Consider the following 26,371-nt stretch of genomic DNA (forward strand, 5'->3'; position numbering starts at 1 on the left):
AGAAAAGTTTGCCGCTCGAATCTCACGAGCGGGTGACAGATCTGTGACAGCGCAAATGCCTAATTATTTCAATGAATTGACCCATCAGGTTTAATGGAAAAGGGCACGCTCGGAACGAACGCGCCCAGGCCAATTCTACTGGTAGTTGCGTAAATGCCGCAGCGATTACGCTGCGCTCAGTGCCTTTACGCGTGCCGACAGGCGCGAGATTTTGCGCGAGGCGGTGTTCTTGTGGACGACGCCTTTGGTGACGCCACGCATCAGTTCGGGCTGAGCGGCTTGCAGTGCGGCGCGAGCAGCTTCAGCGTTGCCGCTGGCGATTGCTTCTTCGACGCCACGCAGGAAGGTGCGGATGCGCGAACGGCGCGCTTTGTTGACGGCGGTCTGACGCTCGATCTGGCGAGCGCGTTTTTTGGACTGGGGCGAATTGGCCATGGGTGCGATCCTGTCTGTCTATGTCTAATCTCGATGACGCAAAGCCCATGGCACCGTCCGAATCGGACGGTCATGATTCATGCCTTAAGCGGGCCCACGCGCATGTAAGCTCGGCCCTATATAGGGGGTAGGGCCGATTGCCAAGCGGAAATCACCGGTCGCGGAACTGCGGCTCGCGTTTTTCAAGGAAAGCGGCCATGCCTTCCTTTTGATCCTCGGTCGAGAACAGCGCCTGAAAGCTGCGGCGCTCGAACAGGATGCCTTCGCGCAGGGTCGTCTCGTAGGCGCGATTCACGGCCTCTTTGGCGGCGAGAACGGCAATCTGGGACTTCTCCGAGATCTTCTTCGCGGCAGCGACTGCCTCGGGGATCAGCTTTGTCGTGGGAACAACGCGGCTGACCAGACCAGAACGCTCGGCCTCGGTCGCATCCATGAAGCGGCCGGTCAGATGCATCTCCATCGATTTCGACTTGCCGACAAACCGGGTCAGGCGCTGCGTGCCGCCGATTCCGGCGATAACACCCAGATTGATCTCGGGTTGACCGAATTTGGCGTTTTCGGCGCAGATGATGAAGTCGCAGGCCATGGCCAACTCGCAGCCGCCACCCAGCGCATAGCCGGCGACCGCTGCGATGATCGGCTTGCGGGTCGCGGTGATGCGGTCGATATCTGCGCCGAACAGGTCCTCGGTATAGACATCGACATAGGATTTCGCGGCCATTTCCTTGATGTCAGCGCCAGCTGCAAACGCCTTCTCAGAGCCGGTCAGGACAATGCAGCGCACTTTCTCGTTCTGGTCGGCATCGGCCAGCGCATTGCCGAGTTCGCTCACCAACTGGGCGTTCAGGGCGTTAAGCGCCTCGGGCCGATTCAGCCGGATCAGCGCTACATAGTCGTCGATCTCGACGGTGAGGGTCTGGTAAGCCATTCAAACCTAGCCTTTCGCATTCAAGCTGGTCGCGACTCGTAACAAAGCCGCGAGCATCTGGCTAGTTCCGTGCTGGGGCGACCGTCTTTCGGTGACCCCAGTCCGAGGCGGCAGCGCAAATGTGCTGCGCTACTTCTGACAAATTGGGCAGAAAAAGCTGGATCGGCCTGATTGGACGATGCGCTCGATCGTGCCTGTGCAGCCCGATGTGGGGCAGGGACCACCTTCGCGACCATAGACGCGGAACGAGTGCTGGAAATAGCCGAGTTCGCCGGTAGCTTGCCGGTGATCGCGCAAGCTCGATCCGCCCGCCGCGATGGCTTCGGTCAGCACCTCCTTGATATGGCCGACCAATGCCCCGACCTGCGGCTCGGGAACTTGTCCGGCCAGACGGCGCGGATCTATGCCCGCCCGGTATAGCGCCTCGGACACATAGATGTTGCCCAGCCCCGCCACCAGACTCTGGTCCAGCAGTGCCGATTTCACCGGAGCCTTCTTGCCCGCGAATGCGTGGATCAGGACATCGGGCGTGAAATCATCGGCCAAGGGTTCGGGGCCAAGGCGCGACAACATGGGATGCGTCCCGTCGGGGCCAACCAAATCGACCATTCCGAAGCGTCGGGCGTCGTTGAACGTGATCTGCGTGCCCTCGTCGTTCCAGAACACCACGTGATCATGGCGAGACAGGATCGAGGGGTCGCGGTGAAAGTCGCCCTGTATCGCGCCTTCGATCAACATCCGGCCCGACATTCCAAGGTGCAGTAGCACGCTGCCACGGTTTTCCAGATCGACCAGAATATACTTCGAGCGTCGACGCAGGCCGGTCACTTTGGCGCCTGTGACGACCTGCACCAGATCCGGAGGCAGAGGCCAGCGCAGATCGGGCCGACGGGCCTCGACGCGGGTGATCGTGCGTCCTTCAAGATGCGGGGCCAAGCCCCGTCGGACGGTTTCTACCTCAGGCAGTTCTGGCATTTCTTTTCCATTCGTCGCATGGTGCGCCGCGCGCGCATGGCCTATCTGGGCGCGAAACGACGAATGGACAAGCATGATGACCGACGACCAGCGCAAAGAAACCCATTTCGGCTTCCGGACTGTTGCGGAAGAGGAAAAGGCCGGTCTGGTCCACGGCGTTTTCTCTCGGGTGGCCTCGCGTTACGACGTGATGAACGACCTGATGAGCGTGGGTATCCACCGCGTCTGGAAGACCGCGATGATGGATTGGCTTGCGCCGCGCGATGGTCAGCACCTGCTGGATGTCGCGGGCGGGACGGGCGACGTCGCCTTCCGTTTCCTGCAACGCGCTTCAGGGGCGCGCGTCACCGTCTGCGACATGACCGAATCCATGCTGGTCGAGGGCCGCAAGCGCGCCGAGGCGGGCCGCCTTGCCGACCGTCTGGCTTGGGTCACGGGCGATGCGATGAAGCTGCCCTTCGCCGACGAAAGCTTCGACCGCTATACGATCAGCTTCGGCATCCGCAACGTCACCCGCATCCCCGATGCCTTGGCCGAGGCGCGCCGCGTTCTGAAGCCCGGTGGCCGGTTGATGGTGCTGGAGTTCAGCCAGATCCCGGTCCCAATGCTGCAATGGCTATACGATCGCTATAGCTTCAACGTCATCCCGAAGATGGGCGAGATCGTCGCCAATGACCGCGACAGCTATCAGTATCTGGTCGAATCCATCCGCAAATTCCCCGATCAGGAAACCTTCGCCACGATGATCCGCCATGCCGGTTTCGGTCGCGTGCAATATCGCAACATGTCCATGGGGATCGCCGCTCTGCATTCCGGCTGGAAGGTCTGACCCATGCGCGGCCCTCATAACATCTGGCGCCTGATCCGCACCGGCGCGACTTTCGAGCGCACGGGCGCGATGCGCGCGGTGCTGGATGCGGTGAACGCCCCCGCGCGGGTGCGGCTGGCCGCGCATGTGCTGGGCTGGCCCTTTGCATGGCTGGGCTACAAGGGTGATGCGAACCTGCCGCCGATCACCCGCGCCATCACCGCGTTGGGTCCGGCCTATATCAAGTTCGGCCAGATCCTTTCGACCCGTCCCGACGTGGTCGGCCCGGAACTGGCCGAGCAACTCTCGATGCTGCAGGACCGGCTGCCGCCCTTCCCGCAGGAGCAGGCCCGCCGCATCGTTGAGGATGCCTTGGGCAAGTCGGTCGAGGTCCTGTTCACCGAGTTCTCGGAACCGGTCGCCGCCGCCTCCATCGCGCAGGTCCACCGCGCCCGCCGCGCCGACAATGGCCGCGAGGTCGCGGTCAAGGTGCTGCGACCCTCGGTCGAGGCGGGGTTCCGCCGCGATATCGATGCCTTCCACTTTGCCGCCTCGATGATCGAGTTCATCTCGCCCGCTACACGCAGGCTGCGTCCTCGCGACGTGGTCAGCCATTTCGAATCCGTGGTAGATGGCGAGTTGGATCTGCGCCGCGAAGCCGCCGCCGCCTCGGAATTTGCCGAAAACACCCGCGACGATGACGGCATGCGCGTGCCGCATCCGCATTGGCATCTCAGCGCCCGCCGCGTGTTGACCAGCGACTGGGCCGAGGGGCTGCCGATGGGCGATGTCGCGGGCCTGAAAGCCGCAGGGCAGGATCTGCCCGCTGTGGCATCCCGTGTGCTGCAACTGTTTCTGCAGCACGCACTGCGCGACGGGTTCTTCCATGCCGACATGCATCAGGGCAACCTGAAGGTCGCGGCGAATGGCGACGTCATCATCTATGACTTCGGCATCATGGGCGAGATCGACGAATATACCCGCCGCGTCTATGCCGAGATCCTGATGGGCTTCATCCGCCGCGACTATATGCGCGTGGCCCGCGTCCATTTCGAGGCAGGCTACGTTCCTGCCGATCGCGACATGGCCGAATTCGCCCGCGCCCTGCGCGCGGTGGGCGAGCCGATCTTCGGCGCGGATGCCAGCCAGATTTCGATGGCGAACCTGTTGGCCTACCTGTTCGAGGTGACGGAACGGTTCGGAATGCGGACCCGCACCGAGCTTATCCTGTTGCAGCGCACCATGGTCGTGGTCGAAGGTGTGTCGCGTTCGATCGATCCCCAGATCAACATCTGGGAGGTCGCGCGTCCCGTGGTCGAAAGCTATATTCGCGACAATCTTGGTCCGAAAGCTGCGGCGCGCGATCTGGGCCGCTCGGTGCAGGTTCTGGCGCGGTTCGCGCCGCTGCTGCCCGAATTTCTAGAACGCCGGATGCCGCAGATGCTGCGCGAGCAGGAATCCGCATCGGACAGTCGCCGCGAGCGTCGTTTCGGCCTTGCCGCCGGAATGGCCATCGGGGCGGTTCTGGCGCTAGGCTCGGCGTTTCTGGGCGCATGGCTGGGTTGACCGCACATGCTGGGACTTGAGCAGAACGCCGCTTTGTCCTAACGGAAGCGGCATGCGCATTCTTTATCTTGGGGACGTGATGGGCCGTGCGGGCCGTCGCGCCATAGTCGAAGGGCTCCAGCCGCTGAAACAGCGGCTCGGGGTGGATTTCACTATTGTGAACGGGGAAAATGCCTCGGGGGGTATGGGCCTGACGGGCGGTCATGCCAAACTGATCCTTGATGCAGGGGCCGATTGCATCACGCTGGGCGATCACGCTTTCGACCAGAAAGAGATGCTGACCTATATCGAGTCCGAGCCTCGCATCATCCGGCCACTGAACTTTTCCAAAGCAGCGCCCGGTAAGGGTGCACGTGTCTTCGAGGCGACTCGGGGTCGCAAGGTTCTGGTCGCACAGATCCTGGGGCAAGTCTTCATGAAGCGGCCCTTCGACGATCCGTTCTCGGCCATTGATACCGTGCTTCGCGCGCATCCGATGGGTGGTTTGGTGCAAGCGTCGGTTGTGGATATCCATGCCGAAGCCACAAGCGAGAAGATGGCCATCGGTCATTGGTGCGACGGGCGCGCAAGCCTTGTGGTCGGAACCCATACCCATGTGCCGACCGCCGACACCATGATCCTGTCGCGCGGGACGGGCTATCAGTCCGATGCGGGTATGTGCGGCGACTATGACAGCGTCATCGGCATGGACAAGGCCGAACCGCTGCGCCGTTTCATTACCGGCATGGTTTCCGAACGCTTTACTCCGGCCGAAGGCGAGGCCACACTTTCGGGTGTGCTGGTGACGACTGACGATCGCACCGGAAAGGCCACTGCTATCGAGGCGGTTCGTCAAGGCGGGCGCCTGTCCCAGACACACGCATGAGTTGAAAAGGGGGAAACTCCCCCGCTTTCGCTTGCGGCATGCAGTTAAAAAATTCTAAAACCCATCGAAACAGCCGTGTATTATCGGCGCATTCGACAGGGACCTGATGCTCGGATTCGAACTGACCGGAACCAACGCGGCAATTGCAATGCTTGTGATTGTCGGAATTACCTTCATCCAGTTCATCCGTGAAAAGCATCCCCCCGAGGTCGTAGCGATCGGCTCGGCAGCGACGATGATGCTGCTCGGGCTTTTGCCGGTGAACGCGGCCGTTGGCGTGCTTTCGAACGCCGCGCCATGGACCATCGCCTTCATGTTCCTGATCATGGGCGGCTTGCTGCGGACCGGCGCGCTTGAGATCATGTCGCGCGCGGTTTCGGCCCATGCAGCGGATCGCCCGATCCTGACCGTCTGCGCGCTGTTCGGTTTCGTGATCGTCGCGTCGGCCATCATGAACAATACACCGGTCGTCGCTGTCATGATTCCGATCTTTATCCAGCTGGCGCTGCGCATCGGCCTTGCGCCGTCCAAGCTGCTGATGCCGCTCAGCTACTTCACCATCATGGGCGGGATGCTGTCCCTGATCGGGACGTCGACCAACCTTCTGGTCGACGGCGTTGCGCGTAAAGCCGGGATGGAGCATTTCTCGATCTTCGAAATTGCTCCGGTCGGTGCTGCGGTCACTGTGGCGGGGATTGCCTATTTCGTGTTGTTCGGGCGCAAGCTTCTGCCTGACCGCACCTCGCTGGCTGGCTTCCTTGGCACACCGCGCGAGATGAAATACTTCACCGAGGTCGCCATCCCCGAAGATTCAAGCCTTGTCGGGCAAAGCGTGACCGAAGTTCCCTTTTTCAAGCGCGAGGCCGTGCGGCTGGTCGACGTCCTGCGCGGCGATGCGTCTTTGCGCCGAAATCTGGCCGAGGTCGTGCTGGAGCCGGGTGACCGCGTCGTTCTGCGTACCGAGATGGCCTATCTGCTGGAAATGCAGGCCAACAAGAACCTGCAAATGGTCGACAAACTCAGTTCGGTCGCGACCGAGACGGTCGAGGTGCTGATCTCGCCCGGTGCGCGTCTGATCGGGCGTCGTCTGGGCGATATGCGCCTGCGCCGTCGCTATGGCGTCTATGTTCTGGCCGCCCATCGCCGCAGCCAGAATATCGGGCGTCAGCTTGACGATCTGGTCGTTCGCGTCGGCGACACTCTGCTGCTGGAAGGCGCGCCCGAAGATATCGCCCGTCTGGCTGCCGATATGGAGCTGGTGGACGTCTCGCGTCCTTCGACCCGTGCCTATCGCCGCGAGCGTGCGCCCATCGCGATCCTCGCGCTGCTTGCGGTCGTGATCCTTGCCGCGCTGGACGTGGCCCCGATCCTTGCACTGTCCTTCATCGCCTCGGCCGTGATCCTTGTGACCCGCTGTGTCGATGCCGAAGAGGCGTTTTCGTTCGTTGACGGGCGTCTGCTGGCGATGATCTTTGCCATGCTGGCCGTCGGCGAGGCGCTGGAGCATACCGGCACGGTCAATCTGATCGTCGATTTTGTGGCGCCCTGGTTGTCCGGACTGCCGCCCTTCATGACGCTGGTCTGCGTCTATTTCCTTGGTCTGCTGATGACCGAGATCCTGTCGAACAATGCGGTTGCTGTCCTTTTGACGCCGATTGCAATCGCTTTGGCGCAATCACTGGGCCACGATCCGCGGCCTTATGTGGTGGCGGTGATGTTCTCGGCCACGGTCGCCTTTGCGACCCCGATCGGCTACCAGACCCATATGATGGTCTATGGTCCGGGTGGATATAAATTCAGCGACTTTATGCGGGTCGGTATTCCGCTTGATATCCTCACGGGTATCGTCGCATGTCTGACCATTCCGCTGATCTGGCCGCTGTAAGCCTGTCGGGCCGGAACCTGCTCCGGCCCTTCAGCCTTTTTCGAAACCTTCGCGGATCGCAGTCTCGGCTTTCTGGGACAGGGTCTTGCGGTTCTCGCCCGCGACCGGGATCGGTTCGAGCAACCGGACCGTGACGCTGCCTTGGCGCGGTTGCGCCAGGACCGACAAAAGATGCGGCCCCAGTCCCATATTGCCAAACCAACCGTAAAAGCGCGGATCGCGTCCCTTCGGGGCGTGATAGACCGCCGTCAGTGGCTGGATGGCCAGATCTTCGGGCAATGCCGGATCAAGGAAGCCCTGGAACAGTGTCGGCTTGAAAGGCAGGACGCGGCGGCTATCGGTGCTGGTGCCCTCGGGAAAGAACAACAGTCGATGGCCCGCCCGCGTGCGCTCGGCGAACTCCTGAGCCTGTGCGCGGGCAAGTTTCGGGTCGCGCGTGACGAAATGGGTATTGGTCACGCGGGTCAGGATATTGATCCCCGGCCAACCCGCGACTTCGGCTTTCGAGACGAAAAATACGGGCATGGCGGCGTTCAGGACAAGAATGTCGAGCCAGCCCGAATGGTTCGCGACCACCGCGCCGGGACCGCGCAAAGGTTGTCCCTCTCGGTGCCAGCCAAGGCCCAAGATCCACAGGCAAAGCCTGCAAACGCCCTGCACCCAAGGGCCGGTGACAGGCCGGCGGGGACCGGCGAACAGGCGCTCTATCCCGCGCAGGGGCAGGATCAGCAGGACGCCGATCAGCAGCACCGATATGATGCCGAACCCGCGCGTGGCGACCAGAAGCCAACCCAAGGCGGTAGGGCGGGGATGCGCGGGAATGGGGTCGTCTCCGTACCATGCATGGCGGGAACCGCCGGGCGGATCGCCCATCACCTCGGTCATTGTGACTGCCACCGTGTCTCGTAGAATTTTTTGTGCTTTGTGGACATGGCCGCCGTATCCACCAGCAGGAACACGTCGGTCGTGTTGAATGCATGGTCGAGATACGCACCTTCACCGATGGTGCCTCCGAGCCTCAGATAGGCCTTGATCAACGGAGGCATGCTGGTCATCGCGGCGCGGCGGTCGATGGCCTCGGGTGCGATGAGGTCCATGCTCTGATAACCCGAAGCTCGCGCCACCGGCCGGATGCTTGCATCGGCCAGATGGTTGCGATGCAACCATGTCAGCGGCTGCGCGAGCGCCATCGCGTCCGTACCATGAAACGAGGCGACGCCGAACAGAAGTTCGATACCACGCCCCAGAACATATTCAGCCAGCGCGTTCCAAAGCAGGTACATTCCCGTGCCACCACGGATGCCGGGATCAACGCAGGAGCGGCCCAGTTCCAGCAGCGAACGGCCTGACCGGCGCAGCGGGTCCAGATCGTATTCGGAATCGCAATAGAACCGGCCAAAGCGTTCGGCGCGATCACCCGGAAGCAGGCGGTAAACGCCGACGACATGGTCGAGATCGGCTTCCGAGCGGCGGTTGTCGATCAGCACAAGATGATCGACCACTTCGTCGAATTCGTCCCGCTCGAAACGGTTCTGGTGATCGACCAAATCGCCGTCGCCACCCAGTTCCTCGACAAAAACACGGTAGCGCAGGCGTTGCGCCGACAGCAGGTCTTTCTCGGTCGAGGCAAGGCGCGTTTCCAGATACGAACTGTCGGGCGTCATCGTCGGCTGCGGAATCTGATCCATTGGTTTCTTGTCCCGTGTCTAGGCGCAGGCCGAATTCATTGCAACACGCGCCCGTTTCGGGAAAAGGAAGGCCTGTTCATCAGTTGACACCCGCATAAGTTGTATTAGCCTGCAAATATATAACTTAAGAGTGATCCGTAACCAGTTGCAGATCGACATGGCGACCATCCACAACCTGCTTTCCGGCATTTGTAAAATTGACCGTGATGCGATCGCCGATGCGGGACTGCACCTGTCCAATTCCCCAGTCAGGGGCTCCGGGGTGGCGGACGATCATTCCGGGTTCAAGTATTTCATTCATGTCGCGACCTTTCCAGCGGCGCAGCCAAGGCTAGACCTCGATGGACGATCTGACAATCGGCAGAACTTCAACTTCTCACGAACCGCTCTCGCCCGAGCGGTTGGCGGCACTGGTCAGCTCGCGCCTGTGCCATGACCTGATCTCGCCTTTGGGTGCGATCGGCAACGGGCTGGAACTGTTGCAGATGTCGGATGCATTCAAAGGCGTGGTGAAAAGCGCGGAATACGCCCTGATCGCCGAAAGTGTCGAGGCGTCGCGGTCAAGGGTACGCTGGTTCAGGATGGCTTTCGGGACGGCCTCCAGCGAACAGCGGGTCAGTCTGTCAGAGTTGACGGGGATCTTGTCGGATCTCGAAAAGGGCGGGCGCCTGCGTGCCCGTATCGAGGCCGAGGGTGATCTGCCCCGTATCGAGGCCCGTATGATCCTGCTGGCACTGATGTGCTTCGAGACCGGCTTGCCATGGGGCGGCTCGGTTCTGGTTTGCCGCGGGCCGCAAGGCTGGCGTCTGGTGGCCGAAGCGACCCGTGCGAAGATTGATCCCGCGCTATGGGCATGGCTGGACCCCAAGCCGGGACGAGAGCGCCCCGATCCCGTGCCATCCGAGGTCCATTTCGCGTTGCTTGCCGCCTGTGCCGAAAGCGCCGGACGCGGTATCAGTTGGGAACTGGACGAAAGCGGCGGCGAGATTTCCTTTTAGTCCGCATGATCCAGCGCTTCCTGCATGCGTCCTGCCCAATGCGGCGGGGGATCGGGAACATCTGCCAAAAGCTGGGTCAGCATCCGAACGGCCAGAGGCTCGTCCAGACCGACAAGTGCGATGCCGGCCTCGAAGCGGACATAGGGCGTACCAGATCGCGCAAGGTCGTGCAGCTCGGTCTGTGCGGTGGCAGGGTGCTTGACCACGGCCGCGCGTACCAGATTCAGGCGGTACTTGTCCGATTGCCGCCGCGCGTCGCGATGCAGACGGCGGACGACACGGATGTTCAGCTTGCCGTCGACCAGCATCGTAGACAGTCGTCCGACCTTCTTGGCGTCCCCGATCACGCTGGTCGCGGGATGGCCGCCAAAGGGAAGGGTAACAGGACGAAGCTTGGGGAATGCCTTGGCGACGCAAGCCGCGTGGCCCCGATCCGCGGGAATCGTAGGGTCATAGATCAACAGCCCGCGAAGCGCGGTGTCGCCGAGTGTTTCGGGGCAGGGCATCGCATATCCGATACGACGGAACTTGTTCGCGCGATCCGGATCATAGGTGACGATATCGGGGTCGATGTTGTATTGCGGCGAGACCAGCAGCACGCGTCTGAGCCGCGCTGCCGCCGAGAACAGTAAGGCCCCGTATCCGCCCATCGAAAAGCCTGAACCGGTCACATCGTTATAACCCGCCGTGGCGCGGCTTAAAGCATTCGCCAGCTTGTAGTTGTTGCGCGATAGAAACCAGTCGCGGCGGGCGGTCTGGACCATCAGCGCATCCACCCCGAGGCGCTCGGCAAAGGCGGGGCAGTGGGGCGTTTCGAAACCGTTCATGAGATCCCGCCCCGGCTCGAAGCAGACGACCGCCTTCGCACTGCCGCTGGGAGTCCGGAACAGCGTTACCCGATGGCGGCCGTCGCCATGTAGCCTTTCGGGATGGCGCAATAAACTATCCTTAGGTCCGGACCGTGCCGTCACCGGTGACGAGATATTTGAAGCTGGTCAACTGCTCGGCGCCGACCGGTCCACGCGCATGCATCTTGCCGGTGGCGATGCCGATTTCCGCTCCCATGCCGAACTCGCCGCCATCCGCAAACTGGGTCGAGGCGTTGCGCATCAGGATCGCGCTGTCGAGGCCCTTGAAGAAGCGCTCGGCGGTGGCGTCGTTTTCGGTCAGGATCGACTCGGTGTGGCCCGAACCGTAGCGGCGGATATGCGTGATCGCGTCGGGCACCCCATCAACCAGTTTGACCGCGATGATCTTGTCCAGAAACTCCTGTCCGAAATCCGAGGGATCGGCCGCGACCGTCCCTGAAATGGCGGACAATTCACCGTCAGCGCGAACTTCGACGCCCGCATCAAGCAGATCCTGCACCAGCACGCCGCCATGTTTGGCGAAGAAGGCACGATCGATCAGCAGGCATTCAGCCGCCCCGCAGATGCCTGTGCGGCGGGTTTTCGAGTTCAGCACGACACGACGGGCCTTTTCCAAATCGGCGTCACCATCAGCGTAGACATGGCAGATGCCTTCGAGATGGGCAAAGACCGGCACCCGCGCCTCGCGCTGGACAAGGCCGACCAGCCCCTTGCCTCCGCGCGGCACGATCACGTCGATCAGCCCTTGGGCGCGCAGCAGGGCAGCCACCGCCTCGCGGTCACGGGTGGGGACAAGCTGGATCGCGGCCTCGGGCAGGCCGGCATCCTTCAGGCCGGTGGCCAGCGCCTTATGGATCGCGGCCGAGGAGTGCAGGCTTTCCGAACCACCGCGCAGAATAACTGCATTGCCGGATTTCAACGCCAGCGCGGCTGCATCGGCGGTCACGTTCGGGCGGCTTTCATAGATGACGCCGATCACGCCAAGCGGGGTCGCGACACGCTGGATATGCAAGCCGTTCGGGCGGTCCCATTCGGTCAGAACGCGGCCAACGGGGTCGGGCTGGGCCGCGACCGAACGCAATCCTTCGGCCATGGCGCGGATGCGGGCCGGATCCAGCTTGAGCCGGTCGAGCATCGAGGGCGAAAGCCCCTTTGCCTCGGCGAAGCGCATATCCTCGGCATTTGCGTCGAGAATGGCGTCTTCCGAGGCGATGATCGCGTCCGCTGCACTGATCAAGGCGGCGTGCTTACGCTCGGCTGTGGCTTCGGCCAGCACGATCGCGGCGTCACGCGCAGCCGCACCAAGTTTGGCGATCAGGGCATCGGCATCGTTCTGGGTCAGGTCTTTCATGGCGGCATTCCCCTTGCTTGGCCATGAAATAGGCCGGAGCGGTGCAGAAAACCAGAGGGAAGGGGAAAGTGCAGGATTCTGTTGCCAGGCTCCTGCGGGCCCCGCCTTACGCTGCTAGGCGCAAGGGCTTAAGTTTCGGTAACTCGAACTGCTTACGCAGCCAGAGCGACCGGAGCACGGTTGTCGTTGGCAACTGTACAATTTGCACCGATATCGGTGGTAGCTCACCGAGACAAAGCAAACAGCTTTAGACGTTCGTCGATCCTGTTTCGACCCCAAGTGCCCCCAACGAAGGAGTTTGGTGGAGTCGCCGGGTACCGCCCCCGGGTCCGATCCGCTTATTACCTGCGCGTTTATGTCCATAGTCCGAGCGAACCCGAACGAGGCGAATATAGGCGTGGCATCGGGCAGGCGCAAGGAGGGGAACGTCGTGTTTTCGCTTGTCCCAAGGTCAATCCACTTGATCCGATTGACGAATTCTCCAAACAAAGAAGGGGGGCGATTGCCCCCCCCCCGGTAGTCGTAATTTCCGATCTTGGATCAGAAGCCCGCTTTGATTTTCTCGAATTCGGCCAATTGCTTTTCGCGTTGGGCCGGATCGTTCGGCGTCTGTGCCAGAATCGGCGCGTCGACTTCGGCAAGGCCGTCTTTGACGGCGGGTTCGTCCTTGATCGTTTCCATCGCGACGGTCGAGGTGTGTCCGTAGCCGATCGTATCTAGCAGCGCCTTGGCCGAGGTCGGAGCGAGCCAAGCGTTCATGAACTCATGCGCTTTTTCTTCGCTTCCGGGGCCATTCTTCATGTTGATGTAGCCGCAGAAGAAGGTCGACGAGCCCTCTTTCGGCGCGCGCTGGAACCCGACGGGGAAGCCGTCATTCTGCAGCAGCACGACGCCGTCATTCCACGACCATGCGATATCGACCGCACCCGAGGCCATCAGCTGTGCCTGTTCCGAGGGGTCGGCCCAATAGGCCGCGACGTTCACATGTGCTTTGCGCAGCCAGTCGGCGGCGGCCGCGAATTGCTCGTCCGTGACTTTGGTCCAGTCGGTCACGCCGGTTGCGAGATAGGCCAAGGCCCAAACGTCATCGGCCGAATCGGGCAGCGAGGTGCGGCCCTGATATTTGGGATCGATGAAGACGTTCAGGCTGGCGACATCCTCGGCTGGGACGGTTTCCGAGTTATAGGCAATCGCGGTCGCGCCCCAATCGGTCGGGATGAACCAGACGCCCTGATCGTCCTTGAAGATCGGCGAGTTCAGGAATTTCGGGTCGATATCCTTGAAGTTCTGGATCTTCGAGACATCCCACGGCTCGATCAGGCCCGCATCGCGGTACTTCGAGATCATCTGCGAGCAGGGATGGGCGACATCGGCTTTGAAACCCGAGGCGAGTTTCTGGTAGGCCTCGTCGTCATCGCCATAGAAGGCATAGGTCGGGCTGTCGCCATATTTGTCGATATAGCCTTGAAAAATAGAGGGTTCCTCGAAACCCGCCCAGTCAAAGACGGTCAGTTCGGAATCCGCGGCAAGGGCGGGAATGGCCATGCCGTTGAGGACGAGGGCCAGGGCGGAGGAGCGCAGAAGTTTCATCTGTGACCTTTGGATGCGTAGTGGATGCCTTGGACGCTAGCGGCGCATCTGCTGCCTCGCAAGCACTGGACGCATTTATGGTTGCCCGTCCACACGGCAGTGATGAAGAATTCGGCAGGTTACCAGCGCCCCGATGCGCCTCCGCCGCGTGACGATCCACCGCCAAAACCCGAACCGCCGCCGCTTGAACGGTTGCGATAGGCCGGATTGCGTTCGCGCCGCAGTTCTCGATTGTCCGGGCCATAAGAGATGCGCTGCGGCAGGGGCAGAAGCCGCGTCTCGGACCAGCCGCAATGCGGGCAGGATTTCGTCATCCTTGTATCCGAGACGGTGTAGCTGCCATGCTCGGCGGGCAAACGGTTCGGCTCGCGCGTGGTTTCCAGTCCGCCCTTGCCGCACTGCGGGCAATGCCGCCGCCGCCAGTGCTTCAGCCCGATCATCCCGAAGATCGCCGCGAAGGCGCCGAAAAAGATCAGGCCCATCGCACGGTCGATCAGGTTGCGGTGCGAAGCCTCGGGCGGGGGCAGGCCCGCTGCATGGGGGCGGGCGATCAGGTTGATAACAGCCTCGGTTCCGTCGCGGGTTCCTTTCGACAGGCGGTGTTCACGGAAGGCGGGCAGCATGGTGCCGCGCATAATGTCTTGGGCGCGGATATCGGTATCGTTCGGATAGCCCGCGCCCAGTTCGATCCGCGCCTCGCGATCCTCGGCGAGGACGAGGATCATGAAGCCGTCGTTACGCGAGGCGTCGCCCACACCCCAATGGTTGAACAGGCGCGTGGCGAAAGTCTCTAGCCCGTCGCTGCCACCATATTGCGCGCGATCCTCCAGCGTGACGACCGTGCCCTGCACGCCGGTCGTGTTGCGAAGTTCGGTCAGCGCGCGGGATATTGCGGCCTCGTCATCCGGCGCGATGATCTGGGCGTAATCGCTGACCTCCGTCGAGAGCGGTTTGGGCAGGTCTTGGGCCAGTGCCGACAACGGCAGAAGCAAAATCAGCAGGGCGAACAGCCCGCGCATCAATCCGTCAGGATCTCGGGGCCGCCGACGATCTTGGGATCGGGCTGGCCAATCAACGCATCGTCGCGACCATGGAAATCCACCGCATGCAGGATGGTCTGGATCGCCGCGATACGCGCCCGCCGCTTGTCGTCGGATCGGATCACTGTCCAAGGGGCGACCTTGGTGTGACTGCGCTTCAGCGTGTCATGGATGGCGTCAGTGTAATCGTCCCATTTCGCCAACCCGTCCACGTCGATGGAGCTAAGCTTCCATTGCTTCAGCGGGTCTTTCTCGCGGTCAAGGAAACGCTTCAGCTGCTCGGCGCGGTCCACGCTGAGCCAAAGCTTGACCAGCGTGATGTCGTCATCGGCGAACATCGCTTCGAAGGGCGGAAGCTGGCGGAAGAAGGTCTCGCGCTGGTCTTTGTCGGAGAAGCCGAAGACTCGCTCGACGACGCCGCGATTATACCAGCTGCGGTCGAACAGCGCGATTTCGCCCCGCGCGGGCAACCAGTCGACATAGCGCTGGAAGTACCATTGCCCGGCTTCGCGCTCGCTGGGCTTGGGCAGGGCCACGATATAGGCCGAGCGCGGGTTCAGGTTTTCGCGCACGCGCTCAATGGTGCCGCCCTTGCCGGCGGCGTCGCGGCCCTCGAACAGGACCACGACACGTTTGCCGGTATGGATCACATCGCGCATCATGCGGACAAGCTGCTGTTGCAGCACCTCCATATGCGCGTCGTAGTCCTTGGACTTCATCTCCTCAGGGTAAGGATAGCTGTCGCTGAGGATGTCGTCCTTGTCAGCCTTTTCGATGGCTTTTCGGATCTCCGAGGGCGCGTCCTTTTCAAAGAACCGGGTGATCGCGCCAACAAAGGGCAGATCGGGATGGTCCTTGGATAGTGCCTTTTTCTCGGAGTTTTTCGCCACGGCTTACCCTTTCCCGATCAGATCCATATCGTATTCGGTCGTCTGGTAGATCTCGTTGATCCAGTTACCGTAAAGCAGATGCGCATGACTGCGCCAGCGGTTCGTGGGCGCAAGGCTCGGGTCATCATCAGGATAGTAATTCACTGGAACGTTGATCGGTTTCCCGGCGATGACGTCGCGGTCATATTCGTCCTTCAGCGTCGTGCTGTCATATTCGAAATGGTTGAAGACATAGAGCGCGCGGCGGCTTGGGTCCTCGATCAGGCAGGGGCCGGATTGCTCCGAGGCGATCAGGGTACGCAGGGCAGGTATGGCATCGACCTCATCCTGACGCACCTCGGTCCAGCGGCTGACCGGAACCAGCACGTCGTCCGAGAAGCCGCGCAGATAGGGGCTGGCGGGCGCAAGGTTACGATGCCGGAAGCAGCCGAAGGCCTTGTGGTCGAGGATGTGCTTTTCCAGCCGGTTGAAATGCCACGCCATCGCCATGCCGCCCCAGCAGACGCCGAAGGTCGAATGCACATGGCTCTGGGTCCATTCGAAGACGCGGGTCAACTCGTCCCAATAGGTCACGTCCTCGAAGCGCAGATGCTCGATAGGCGCGCCGGTGATGATCAGGCCGTCGAATTTCTCGCCCGCCGCCTCGACATCGCAGAAGCGGCGATAGAAGGACTGCAGGTGATCGGCCGCCGTATTGCGGCTTTCATGGTCCGACATGCGGATCAGTTGAAAGTCGATCTGCAAGGGGGTCGCGCCGATCAGCCGGGCGAACTGGTTCTCGGTCTGGATCTTTTTCGGCATCAGGTTCAGCAGACCGATGCGCAAGGGACGGATGTCCTGAGTCGCCGCACGACCCGGCGACATGACCATGACGCCCTCATCCGACAGGATGTCGAAAGCGGGCAGGTCATTTGGCAGGGTAATGGGCATTATGCGTCCTTTCTGTCGATGGCGAGGCCGATCAGCTGGATCAGATCCTCGGGCGATTTCACCTCGGCGACTTCCTCGGCCAGCAGCGTCACGCCGCGACGGGCCATTGCCTCGTAGCGCGGCTGGCGATGGGCCAAGGCGCGGGAATAGGTCCAGCGGATGAAATCGTCGGGATTGACCTGTTCTTCGGTCAGGCCCTTTTCAACCCGGTAATCGGTCCATGCCCGATCAAGAAATTGCGGCTGGTAATACATCGGCTTCGGCGCGCGGTCGAAGCGGCGCACCAGTTCCGCTGTATGAGCGTCCGAGCCCTTGATCCAGACCAGCAGCTGGTCCCTTTCCAATGCGTCGAGCAGCGGTTCGTCTTCGGCAAAGGGATCAACCACTTCGCAGATCGAGCCGCCCGAGTCGCAAACGAAGTTCGGGATGCCGTAGATTTCCTGCCCGCGCCGGATGAACTGGCTGCTGTCCAGCAGAGCCGAAATCTCGGAGGAGCGGTGCTGGTCCTGCCGGAGCATGTATTCCTCGAATTCAAGACCGCCACGGGACTGGCTGCCCGGCTTGCCCAGATAGGTCGAGAGCGGCGCAAGGTTTTCGAAGGTGATGTTGCTGGCGATATAGACGGAATCCGACAGCAGCAACTCACGCAGGAACGGAACCTTCATCGCCTCGCGTTTGAAGTTGTCGGCGATGTATTCGCCCATGTAGCGCGTGCCGATGCGGTAATCGACCGAGTAATGGAACCAGTTTCCCGCATTGCGCAGCATCGTCGCAAGATAGGTTTTCCCAAGTCCGGACATCCCGAAGAAAAGCACCCGCTTGCGCGGTGCCGAGAGCCATTCGGCTTTTGTCTTGTAAAGCATGGGACATCCTTTTGCGGTCAGGCGTTAGTTAGAACTCTGAGCGGCCTGTGAAAAGGGGGCAGGGTCATCGGTGGCAGGACCGTTGGAAATTGCGCGGTAACGAATTGGAGAATCCGTGGTAGCGCGACCAATTCAATCGCGCTATCATCCTCGACAGACCCGGAAAAACGGGCACCCGGAAACGGGATTTGTTAGAGGCAGTGACGGCGGTTCATCCATGACCGAAATGGTCTTTGGCACTACGCCCGTGCGGGCTGGTGATCCGATTCTTCCACGCTGGTGGCGCACCGTCGACCGATGGTCGTTGGCCTGCGTGCTGGGGTTGTTTGCCATGGGGTTGTTGCTGGGGCTTGCGGCCTCGGTTCCTTTGGCCGAGAAAAACAACCTTCCACAATTCTACTATGTGACGCGACAGGCGATCTTTGGCAGTATGGCGATCGGCGTGATGCTGGTCGTATCGACCTTCTCGCCGGCTTTCGTGCGACGCTTGGGCGTTCTGGGCTTTGCTTTCGCGATCACGGCGATCATCCTGCTGCCGTTCATCGGCACGGATTTCGGCAAGGGAGCCGTTCGTTGGCTGCGCCTGCCGGGGGGGATGTCGGTGCAGCCCTCCGAGTTCCTGAAGCCATGTTTTGTCGCGATCTGCGCGTGGTTCATGGCCGCCAGCCAAGAGGTCGGCGGGCCACCCGGCAAGATCTATTCCTTCTGCGTGGCGACAATCGTGGTCCTGCTGTTGGCGATGCAGCCCGATTTCGGTCAGGCTTCGCTGGTCTTGTTCTCGTGGTGCGTGATGTATTTCATCGCGGGCGCTCCGATTGCTCTGGTCTTCTCGGTGATCGGGCTGGCGACCGTGGGTGGCTTTTTCGCCTACGGAGCGTCCGAGCACTTCGCCCGCCGCATCGACGGCTTCCTTGCCGCCGAGGTCGATCCAAGGACGCAGATCGGTTATGCGACCAATGCCATCCAGGAAGGCGGTTTCTTCGGTGTCGGCGTCGGTGAAGGTTCGGTGAAATGGTCGCTGCCGGACGCGCATACCGACTTCATCATCGCCGTCGCTGCCGAAGAATACGGCCTGATCATGGTACTTGCGATCATTGCCCTGTATATGACGGTGGTCGTGCGCTCGCTGCTGCGGTTGCGCGATGAGCGTGATCCCTTTGTGCGGATCGCCGGAACCGGACTTGCCTGCGCCTTCGGCGTGCAGGCCCTGATCAATATGGGCGTGGCAGTACGCTTGCTGCCCGCCAAAGGCATGACGTTGCCATTCGTGAGCTATGGCGGGTCGTCCGTCATCGCCTCGGGAATTGCGCTTGGCATGCTGCTGGCGTTGACGCGCTCGCGCCCGCAGGGCCGCATTGCGGACGTGCTGGGCAGGGGACGTACATGACTGTGAAACTACCTTACTGCCTGATCGCTGCCGGTGGCACGGGCGGGCATATGTTCCCGGCGCAGGCGCTGGCCGAGACCTTGCTGGCCCGTGGCTGGCGGGTGAAGCTTTCGACCGATGAGCGTGGCGCGCGCTATGCCTCGGCCTTTCCTGATAACGTGGTGCGCGAAGTGGTCAGTTCGGCCACTACGGCACGGGGCGGGGCCGCGGCAAAGCTGGCCGTGCCGTTCCGGATCAGCCAAGGCGTGATGGCCGCACTGCGCGCGATGAAACAGGATCGTCCTGCAATCGTGGTGGGATTTGGTGGATACCCTACAATCCCCGCCATGTCGGCGGCGCTGGCACTGCGGATACCGCGTATGATCCATGAACAGAACGGTGTCATGGGGCGGGTGAATACCGCCTTTGCGCGCTATGTGAACAAGGTCGCTTGCGGCACTTGGCCGACGCAGCTTCCGACCGGAGTTGAAGGAACCCATACCGGAAATCCCGTTCGCCAATCGGTGCTCGAACAGACCGGTGTGCCCTATGCCCCTGCGGGAGACGGTCCCCTGAACGTGCTGGTCATCGGCGGCAGTCAGGGCGCGCGCGTGCTGTCGGATGTGGTGCCCGATGCGATCATCGGCCTGCCCGAAGAGATCCGCGCCCGTCTTCGTCTGAGCCAGCAGGCCCGCGCCGAGGACATGGAACGGGTCTCCGTGGCCTATCGGCAGGCGGGTATTGCTGCCGAAGTGAAGCCCTTTTTCGATGATGTGCCGCGCCGTCTGGCCGAATGTCAGCTGGTCGTCAGTCGGGCGGGGGCGTCGTCTCTGGCCGATATCACCGTGATCGGCCGACCCTCCATCCTGATCCCCTTTGCTGCGGCAACAGGGGATCACCAGACCGCCAACGCGCGCTCACTTGGTGAAAGCGGGGCGGCCATGGTGCTGCCGGAATCCGTGCTTGACGCCGAGAGCCTCAGGCGCGACATGCGTGAAATCCTTACGGATGGCTCACGGGCCTCCAATATGGCTGCGGCGACTTTGGCCCTTGGCCGCCCTGATGCGGCGCAGCGACTTGCAGATCTAGTTACGGAATTGACCGCATGAACGCAGCGACCAAACTGCCGGGCGAGCTTGGCCCCATCCACTTCGTCGGCATCGGCGGTATCGGAATGTCCGGCATTGCAGAGGTCTTGATGACGCTGGGCTATGCGGTCCAGGGCTCGGACGCGAAGCGCTCGAAAATCACCGACCGGCTGGAAAGCCTTGGCGCGACCGTGTTCGAGGGTCAGCGCGCCGAGAATATCGGCGAGGCGGGCGTGGTCGTCATCTCGACCGCGATCAAGAAGGGCAATCCCGAGCTTGAAGAAGCCCGCCGCCGCGGCCTGCCCGTCGTGCGCCGTGCCGAGATGCTGGCCGAGTTGATGCGCCTGAAGTCGAACGTCGCCATTGCCGGGACGCATGGCAAGACGACGACCACGACCATGGTGGCGACCCTTCTGGATGCGGGAGGGATCGACCCGACCGTGATCAATGGCGGCGTGATCCATGCCTACGGCTCGAACGCGCGGGCCGGTGCGGGCGAATGGATGGTGGTCGAAGCCGACGAATCCGACGGCTCGTTCAACCGCCTGCCCGCGACCATCGCGATCGTCACGAATATCGACCCCGAGCACATGGAGCATTGGGGTTCGTTCGATGCCCTGCGCAAAGGGTTTCAGGATTTCGTCTCGAACATTCCGTTCTACGGTCTGGCCGTCTGCTGCACCGACCATGCCGAAGTCCAGTCTCTGGTCGGCAAGGTCAGCGACCGCCGCATCGTGACCTTCGGCTTCAACGCGCAGGCCGATGTGCGGGCGGTGAACCTGACCTATGAGAACGGCGTTGCGCATTTCGACATCGCACTGCAGGGCGAAGCTGCCGCGAATGAGGGTGTCGCGCCGGTGATCGAGGGCTGCACCCTGCCGATGCCGGGCGATCACAACGTCTCGAACGCGCTGGCCGCTGTAGCTGTCGCGCGCCATCTGGGCATGAAACGCTCGCAGATCCGTGACGCACTGGCCAAGTTCGGGGGCGTCGGTCGTCGCTTTACCCGCGTCGGCGAGGTCAATGGCGTCACCATCATCGACGATTACGGCCACCATCCGGTCGAGATTGCAGCCGTTCTCAAAGCCGCGCGACAGGCGACCAAGGGCCGCGTCATCGCCGTTCATCAGCCGCATCGATATACCCGCCTGTCGAGCCTGTTCGACGATTTCTGCACCTGCTTCAACGAGGCTGATGTCGTCGGTATCGCCGAGGTCTATTCGGCAGGCGAAGACCCCATTCCGGGCGCATCGCGCGATGATCTGGTTGCGGGCCTCATCGCCCATGGCCACCGCCACGCTCGCGCCGTCATCGATGAGGACGACCTGGCGCGGTTGGTTCGTGAACAGGCCCGTCCCGGCGACATGGTGGTCTGCCTTGGCGCGGGGACGATCTCGGCCTGGGCCAACAATCTGCCGGAACGGTTAAGCGAGGTCGCGGCATGATTGCATTGGGAACCCATCCCGGCGCAGCCGCGCTTTGCGCGGCCGGCTGGCTGGTCCTTGCCTGTGCGATGCCTTTGATCCGACATCATCGCAGACATGCTGCGATCTGGCTTTTGGTCATGCCCGGCGTACCTTTGCTGGGCTGGCTGACCTATCTGTGCGGCCCGACGCTTGGCGTCCTGTTCCTTGCCTTGGGTCTGTCGATACTGGTTTGGCCTCCGCTGGACTGGTTGCAACGTCGCCGCCGTCGTGCGGCTGGCCACGGCGCGCAATAGTCCGGGTTTGCGCCATGCGCGGCTTTGGTTTACCAAGCGCGCCGATTGCCTAAGGAGCCCGCAATGCCGACCAGCGCCCCGATCCATGACGCCTTGCCGCAAGTCCGTGGCGTGCTGACGCCGGATCGCGTGCTGTCCGACCTGACATGGCTGCGTGTCGGCGGGCCTGCGGATGTGCTGTTCCAACCGGCAGACGAGGACGATCTTGCAGAGTTTTTACAAAAGCTTGATCCTACGGTTCCGGTGTTCCCGATCGGCGTCGGATCGAACCTGATCGTCCGCGATGGCGGCATTCGTGGCGTGGTGATCCGGCTTGGTCGCGGCTTCAATGGCATCAGTTGCGAGGGCGATACCGTGACAGCAGGCGCAGCGGCGCTGGACGCGCATGCTGCTCGTCGCGCCGCCGAATCCGGTCTTGATCTGACCTTCCTGCGCACAATTCCGGGCAGTATCGGCGGTGCTGTGCGCATGAATGCAGGGTGTTACGGCGCATATGTGGCAGATCACCTGATCTCGGTCCGCGCGGTTGCCCGCGATGGATCGCGCCATGAAATCATGGCCGCTGACCTGCGATTTGGCTACCGGCACTCGGAATTGCCTGAGGGATGGGTCGTCACCGAGGCCCGATTCCGCGCCGGACGAGGTGATCCGCAGGAACTGCAGGCCCGCATGGCCGATCAACTTGCCCGTCGCGATGCCAGCCAGCCTACCAAGGATCGCAGCGCCGGTTCGACTTTCCGCAATCCGGCAGGGTTTTCGTCGACCGGCAAGGCTGATGACACGCATGAGTTGAAAGCATGGTCGCTGATCGATGCAGCCGGTTTGCGTGGCCATCGCCTTGGTGGCGCGCAAATGTCTGAGAAACATCCGAATTTCCTGCTGAACGCCGAAGCCGCGACGGCGGCGGAGCTTGAGGCCTTGGGCGAGTTGGTGCGCAAACGTGTTCAGGAAACCAGCGGCCACGAGTTGCAATGGGAAGTCATTCGCATAGGTGAGCCGTAACCCGCCGGTCTGACTGGAAAAATCGCGTAAAACGCGAAAAGGGACTTTTGCGAAAAGAGATCACCGGCTATCCTCATTGTATAAAGCCCGGATCAACCGGGTAAATGAGGCAGAAATTGACGGGCAGGTCGAGCAGGACAGCCCCGAAAGTCGCAGTACTCAAAGGCGGACCCTCGGCCGAGCGTGAGGTGTCTTTGTCCTCTGGGCATGAATGCGCGCAGGCGCTGCGGCAGGCGGGCTACGACGTAATCGAGATTGATGCGGGTGGTGATCTGCCCCAGCGTCTGGCCGAGGCCGCGCCCGATGTCGTATTCAATGCATTGCATGGCCGCTGGGGCGAGGACGGTTGCGTTCAGGGCCTGATGGACTGGCTGGGTTACCGCTACACCCATTCGGGTGTGCTGGCCTCGGCCCTTGCGATGGACAAGAGCCGCGCCAAGCAAGCCTTCCGTGAGGCGGGATTGCCGGTCGTCGAAAGCCTGATCGCCGATGCTGACGAGGTGCGCGCAAGGCATGTGATGTCGCCACCCTATGTCGTGAAGCCGAATGACGAGGGCTCGTCCGTCGGCGTCTATATCGTGCATGAAGCGGCGAACTCTCCGCCGCAACTCTCGGACAGGATGCCCGCTCGTGTGATGGTCGAGACCTATGCTCCGGGTCGGGAACTGACGACGGCCGTTCTGGGTGACCGCGCTCTTGGCGTCACCGAGATCGTGACCGAGGGATGGTACGATTACGACGCCAAGTACAAGCCCGGCGGTTCGCGCCACGTCATCCCCGCCCAGATTCCTGCCGAGATCATGCAGGCCTGTCGCGATTATGCGGTTCGCGCCCATGATGCGCTGGGATGTCGCGGACTGAGCCGCACCGATTTCCGTTGGGATGAAAGCCGTGGTCTGGACGGGTTGATCATCCTTGAGGTCAACACCCAGCCGGGAATGACCCCGACCTCGCTTGCCCCCGAGCAGGCTGCCCATGTCGGGATGGATTTCCCCGCTTTGTGCGGCTGGATCGTCGAGGAGGCGCTATGCAGGGATTGAACCCCTTCGGGCATCGCAATGCCGAACAGGGTCGTCCCGCGCCTGTGCGCCACGCGCCGTTGCGGCCTGCGCCCCAACCCGAAAAAGTGACACCGCGCCGCGATCCGGCGCCGTCGCGTTTCGCTTACCGTCTGAACCGGATGATGCTGCGCCCGCTGATGCGCCGTCTGATTCGCGTCGGTCTGCCCGCGTTTCTGATGGCGATGGTTGGTGGCATCTGGCTGTCTGACGACACGCGCCGCGCCAACCTGACCAGTGGCGTCGAAGGACTGGTCGACAAGGTGCAGCACCGTGATGCGTTCATGGTCCATTCGATGCGGATCGAAGGAGCCTCGGATGTGGTGGCGAACGGGTTGCGGGCCATGCTGCCGGTCACGCTGCCCGCATCGAGCTTTGACATCGATCTGGCGAAGCTGCGCGAAAAGGTGCGGATGCTGGACGCCGTCGAGGCCGTCGATCTGCGCATCACGCCCGGTGGCGTCCTGTCCGCCGTCGTGACCGAGCGGGTTCCGGCCATTATGTGGCGTCACGCCCGCGGTATCGAACTGCTGGACAAGACCGGCCACCGTGTTGCCTCGGTCACCGCGCGCGATGTTCGCAAGGATTTGCCCATCATCGCCGGTGAAGGTGCGGAACGCGCTGCCCCCGAGGCGCTTGCCCTGATCGACGCCGCAGGCCCCATCCTGCCACGTCTGCGCGGTCTCGAGCGGGTGGGTGAACGGCGCTGGGATCTGGTGCTGGACAATGATCAGCGCATCAAACTGCCCGAGGACGGGGCCCTGCGCGCGCTGGAACGTGTTGTCGCCATGGATCGCGCCCAAAGTCTTCTGTCGCGCGACGTTCTCGTCGTCGACCTTCGCAATTCCATCCGGCCGGTCGTCCAGATCGGTCTGGAGGCCCAGAACGCCATCCGCCGTGCACGGGGTCAGGTCGAAATCGGCCCGGATGGACAACCGCTTGACGAAAAATCCAAGGCATCGGCAGGCGGGAAAATTACTTCTAAGACCGGAACTGACGCAAAAAAAACCTAATAACATACTGAAGAGGCAGGGAAATGAAGGATCTCTACCAGGGCCAGCGATCAATGCGGAACATGCGCCGTCAGGCCATGCAGCGCGGCGTTATTGCTGTTCTGGACATCGGGACTTCGAAAATTGCATGTCTTGTGCTTCAGTTTGACGGGCCGGGCCAGTTCCGCGAGACGGACGGTGTTGGTCCGATGGCCGGTCAGTCCAATTTCCGAGTCGTCGGCACGGCCCACACCCGCTCGCGCGGGATGCGTTGCGGCGAAATCCAGACCATGGCCGAGACCGAGCGGGCTATCCGGACCGTCATCCAGCAGGCGCAGAAAGACGCCGGAGTCCGGGTCGATCATGTGATTGCCTGTATCTCGGGTGCGCGTCCGGCTTCGTACGGGCTGGCGGGCGAGGTCTCGTTGGAAGCGGGCAAGGTCGCTCAATATGACGTGGCTCGGGTGCTAGGAGCCTGCGAGGTGCCCGAATTCGGGCGCGGGCGTGAAGTCCTGCATGCCCAGCCGGTCAATTTTGCGGTCGATGGCCGTTCAGGCTTGTCCGATCCGCGCGACCATAGCGGCGAAAAGCTTGCGGTCGATATGCATGTTTTGACTATCGACGGCGACGCGGCGGGCAATCTGGTCCACTGTATCCGCCGTTGCGACATGGAACTGGCCGGGGTGGCTTCTGCCTCTTATGCCTCGGGCTTGGCTGCACTTGTCGAGGATGAGCAAGAACTGGGCGCTGCCTGTATCGATCTGGGCAGCGGCACGACGGGCGTTTCGGTTTTCATCAAAAAGCACATGATCTTTGCCGATGCGGTGCGTTTCGGCGGAGATCTGATCACTCAGGATATCGCCAAAGGTTTGCGGGTCAGCTACGCGCAGGCCGAGCGGCTTAAAACCCTGCATGGCGGGGTCGAGGCCACGGGGCGCGATGACCGTGAAATGATCGATCTGGGCGGCGATACCGGCGACTGGGAAACCGATCGACGTCAGGTCAGCCGGTCGGATCTGATCGGTATCATGCGGCCACGGGTCGAGGAAATTCTGGAGAATGTTGCCGAGATCCTCGAGGCGGCGGGGTTTGACTTCATGCCTTCGCGTCAGGTCGTCCTGACCGGTGGCGGCAGCCAGATCCCCGGCCTCGATGTGCTGGCGGCGCGGATGCTTGGGCATAACGTGCGGATCGGACGCCCGCTGCGCATTCAGGGGTTGCCGCATACGGCCACTGCTCCGGGCTTTTCCTCGGCGATCGGATTGTCGCTGCTGACTGCACATCCACAGGACGAATGGTGGGATTTCGAAATGCCGGCCGAAGCTTATCCAGCAGGAAGTATCCGGCGCGCTTACAGGTGGTTCAAAAACAACTGGTAGTTGAATAAAATCTTGATAAAGTGGTAGGCGTTACATTCGCCCACCACATGCTGAAGAATGGGCAAGATACCGCCGAATTTCTCTG

26 protein-coding genes and 1 other RNA gene are annotated in these 26,371 nt (G+C 61.9%); 13 read left to right on the plus strand and 14 right to left on the minus strand.

Going from position 1 to position 26,371, the window contains the following annotated elements:
- Positions 1 to 165 precede the first annotated feature (165 nt).
- From rpsT to mutM, 3 genes are all read right to left on the minus strand, one after another.
- Entirely contained in the window at positions 166 to 435 is a 270-nt protein-coding gene (rpsT, locus tag GL286_RS05960) for a 30S ribosomal protein S20 (protein WP_155094648.1), read from the minus strand.
- Positions 436 to 586: 151 nt separating this feature from the next.
- The gene (locus GL286_RS05965; RefSeq protein WP_155094649.1) at positions 587 to 1,363 is read right to left on the minus strand and encodes an enoyl-CoA hydratase; all 777 of its coding nucleotides are present in this window, start codon (positions 1,361 to 1,363) and stop codon (positions 587 to 589) included.
- A 129-nt stretch (positions 1,364 to 1,492) separates the two neighbouring features.
- A complete protein-coding gene (mutM, locus tag GL286_RS05970; RefSeq protein WP_155094650.1) occupies positions 1,493 to 2,338 on the minus strand; it encodes a bifunctional DNA-formamidopyrimidine glycosylase/DNA-(apurinic or apyrimidinic site) lyase in 846 nt (281 codons plus the stop codon).
- Positions 2,339 to 2,414: 76 nt separating this feature from the next.
- Between mutM and ubiE the strand changes: the two genes are divergently transcribed.
- The 4 genes from ubiE to GL286_RS05990 all read left to right on the plus strand — a co-directional run bounded on the left by ubiE (position 2,415) and on the right by GL286_RS05990 (position 7,462).
- The gene (gene ubiE / locus GL286_RS05975) at positions 2,415 to 3,167 is read left to right on the plus strand and encodes a bifunctional demethylmenaquinone methyltransferase/2-methoxy-6-polyprenyl-1,4-benzoquinol methylase UbiE (protein WP_155094651.1); all 753 of its coding nucleotides are present in this window, start codon (positions 2,415 to 2,417) and stop codon (positions 3,165 to 3,167) included.
- A 3-nt stretch (positions 3,168 to 3,170) separates the two neighbouring features.
- A complete protein-coding gene (gene ubiB / locus GL286_RS05980) occupies positions 3,171 to 4,712 on the plus strand; it encodes a 2-polyprenylphenol 6-hydroxylase (RefSeq protein ID WP_155094652.1) in 1,542 nt (513 codons plus the stop codon).
- 52 nt (positions 4,713 to 4,764) lie between these two features.
- Complete coding sequence (locus GL286_RS05985) at positions 4,765 to 5,577, plus strand: TIGR00282 family metallophosphoesterase (protein WP_155094653.1); 813 nt, start codon at positions 4,765 to 4,767, stop codon at positions 5,575 to 5,577.
- Positions 5,578 to 5,683: 106 nt separating this feature from the next.
- The gene (locus tag GL286_RS05990) at positions 5,684 to 7,462 is read left to right on the plus strand and encodes an SLC13 family permease (RefSeq protein WP_155094654.1); all 1,779 of its coding nucleotides are present in this window, start codon (positions 5,684 to 5,686) and stop codon (positions 7,460 to 7,462) included.
- A gap of 30 nt (positions 7,463 to 7,492) precedes the next feature.
- Here GL286_RS05990 and olsA read toward each other — a convergent pair whose 3' ends face one another.
- From olsA to GL286_RS06005, 3 genes are all read right to left on the minus strand, one after another.
- Positions 7,493 to 8,335, minus strand: a complete 843-nt coding sequence (gene olsA, locus GL286_RS05995) for a lyso-ornithine lipid O-acyltransferase (RefSeq protein WP_155094906.1) — start codon at positions 8,333 to 8,335, stop codon at positions 7,493 to 7,495.
- Positions 8,336 to 8,343: 8 nt separating this feature from the next.
- Complete coding sequence (olsB, locus tag GL286_RS06000) at positions 8,344 to 9,126, minus strand: L-ornithine N(alpha)-acyltransferase (RefSeq protein WP_155094907.1); 783 nt, start codon at positions 9,124 to 9,126, stop codon at positions 8,344 to 8,346.
- Positions 9,127 to 9,274: 148 nt separating this feature from the next.
- Positions 9,275 to 9,451, minus strand: a complete 177-nt coding sequence (locus tag GL286_RS06005; RefSeq protein WP_155094655.1) for a DUF3553 domain-containing protein — start codon at positions 9,449 to 9,451, stop codon at positions 9,275 to 9,277.
- 40 nt (positions 9,452 to 9,491) lie between these two features.
- Between GL286_RS06005 and GL286_RS06010 the strand changes: the two genes are divergently transcribed.
- A complete protein-coding gene (locus tag GL286_RS06010; RefSeq protein ID WP_155094656.1) occupies positions 9,492 to 10,148 on the plus strand; it encodes a histidine phosphotransferase family protein in 657 nt (218 codons plus the stop codon).
- Here the strand turns inward: GL286_RS06010 and GL286_RS06015 are convergent.
- The 8 genes from GL286_RS06015 to GL286_RS06050 all read right to left on the minus strand — a co-directional run bounded on the left by GL286_RS06015 (position 10,145) and on the right by GL286_RS06050 (position 17,681).
- On the minus strand, positions 10,145 to 11,086 hold the full coding sequence (locus GL286_RS06015; protein ID WP_155094657.1) for a HEAT repeat domain-containing protein: 942 nt from the start codon (positions 11,084 to 11,086) through the stop codon (positions 10,145 to 10,147). The genes GL286_RS06010 and GL286_RS06015 overlap by 4 nt on opposite strands.
- Positions 11,087 to 11,096: 10 nt before the next feature.
- Positions 11,097 to 12,368, minus strand: a complete 1,272-nt coding sequence (locus tag GL286_RS06020) for a glutamate-5-semialdehyde dehydrogenase (protein WP_155094658.1) — start codon at positions 12,366 to 12,368, stop codon at positions 11,097 to 11,099.
- A gap of 67 nt (positions 12,369 to 12,435) precedes the next feature.
- Positions 12,436 to 12,789: a transfer-messenger RNA gene (ssrA, locus tag GL286_RS06025) on the minus strand.
- Positions 12,790 to 12,908: 119 nt separating this feature from the next.
- Entirely contained in the window at positions 12,909 to 13,958 is a 1,050-nt protein-coding gene (locus GL286_RS06030) for an ABC transporter substrate-binding protein (RefSeq protein WP_155094659.1), read from the minus strand.
- A 119-nt stretch (positions 13,959 to 14,077) separates the two neighbouring features.
- Positions 14,078 to 14,977 (minus strand): TPM domain-containing protein, encoded by a 900-nt coding sequence (locus GL286_RS06035; RefSeq protein ID WP_246184855.1) that lies wholly within the window; start codon positions 14,975 to 14,977, stop codon positions 14,078 to 14,080.
- Complete coding sequence (gene ppk2 / locus GL286_RS06040; RefSeq protein WP_170295069.1) at positions 14,977 to 15,888, minus strand: polyphosphate kinase 2; 912 nt, start codon at positions 15,886 to 15,888, stop codon at positions 14,977 to 14,979. The genes GL286_RS06035 and ppk2 overlap by 1 nt, the downstream gene beginning before the upstream one ends.
- 3 nt (positions 15,889 to 15,891) lie before the next feature.
- Positions 15,892 to 16,818, minus strand: coding sequence for a homoserine O-succinyltransferase (locus tag GL286_RS06045; protein WP_155094661.1), 927 nt, complete (start codon positions 16,816 to 16,818; stop codon positions 15,892 to 15,894).
- Positions 16,818 to 17,681, minus strand: a complete 864-nt coding sequence (locus GL286_RS06050) for an ATPase (RefSeq protein WP_155094662.1) — start codon at positions 17,679 to 17,681, stop codon at positions 16,818 to 16,820. Before GL286_RS06050 ends, GL286_RS06045 begins: the two co-directional genes overlap by 1 nt.
- Positions 17,682 to 17,898: 217 nt before the next feature.
- Between GL286_RS06050 and GL286_RS06055 the strand changes: the two genes are divergently transcribed.
- The 8 genes from GL286_RS06055 to ftsA all read left to right on the plus strand — a co-directional run bounded on the left by GL286_RS06055 (position 17,899) and on the right by ftsA (position 26,286).
- Positions 17,899 to 19,068 carry a peptidoglycan glycosyltransferase FtsW gene (locus tag GL286_RS06055; RefSeq protein ID WP_155094663.1) on the plus strand — a complete coding sequence of 390 codons (1,170 nt, stop codon included), beginning with the start codon at positions 17,899 to 17,901 and terminating at the stop codon, positions 19,066 to 19,068.
- Complete coding sequence (murG, locus tag GL286_RS06060; RefSeq protein ID WP_155094664.1) at positions 19,065 to 20,156, plus strand: undecaprenyldiphospho-muramoylpentapeptide beta-N-acetylglucosaminyltransferase; 1,092 nt, start codon at positions 19,065 to 19,067, stop codon at positions 20,154 to 20,156. The genes GL286_RS06055 and murG overlap by 4 nt, the downstream gene beginning before the upstream one ends.
- A complete protein-coding gene (gene murC / locus GL286_RS06065; protein WP_155094665.1) occupies positions 20,153 to 21,580 on the plus strand; it encodes a UDP-N-acetylmuramate--L-alanine ligase in 1,428 nt (475 codons plus the stop codon). Before murG ends, murC begins: the two co-directional genes overlap by 4 nt.
- A complete protein-coding gene (locus GL286_RS06070; protein ID WP_155094666.1) occupies positions 21,577 to 21,855 on the plus strand; it encodes a DUF2484 family protein in 279 nt (92 codons plus the stop codon). The genes murC and GL286_RS06070 overlap by 4 nt, the downstream gene beginning before the upstream one ends.
- 63 nt (positions 21,856 to 21,918) lie before the next feature.
- Positions 21,919 to 22,857: a UDP-N-acetylmuramate dehydrogenase gene (gene murB, locus GL286_RS06075; RefSeq protein ID WP_155094667.1), complete on the plus strand. Its 939-nt coding sequence runs from the start codon at positions 21,919 to 21,921 to the stop codon at positions 22,855 to 22,857.
- A 104-nt stretch (positions 22,858 to 22,961) separates the two neighbouring features.
- Positions 22,962 to 23,897, plus strand: coding sequence for a D-alanine--D-alanine ligase (locus GL286_RS06080; protein ID WP_155094668.1), 936 nt, complete (start codon positions 22,962 to 22,964; stop codon positions 23,895 to 23,897).
- The gene (locus GL286_RS06085) at positions 23,885 to 24,928 is read left to right on the plus strand and encodes a cell division protein FtsQ/DivIB (RefSeq protein WP_155094669.1); all 1,044 of its coding nucleotides are present in this window, start codon (positions 23,885 to 23,887) and stop codon (positions 24,926 to 24,928) included. The genes GL286_RS06080 and GL286_RS06085 overlap by 13 nt, the downstream gene beginning before the upstream one ends.
- A gap of 23 nt (positions 24,929 to 24,951) precedes the next feature.
- The gene (gene ftsA, locus GL286_RS06090; protein WP_155094670.1) at positions 24,952 to 26,286 is read left to right on the plus strand and encodes a cell division protein FtsA; all 1,335 of its coding nucleotides are present in this window, start codon (positions 24,952 to 24,954) and stop codon (positions 26,284 to 26,286) included.
- The last annotated feature ends 85 nt before the right edge of the window (positions 26,287 to 26,371 follow it).

The organism is Paracoccus aestuariivivens, assembly GCF_009711225.1.
Taxonomy (GTDB): Bacteria; Pseudomonadota; Alphaproteobacteria; order Rhodobacterales; family Rhodobacteraceae; genus Paracoccus; species Paracoccus aestuariivivens.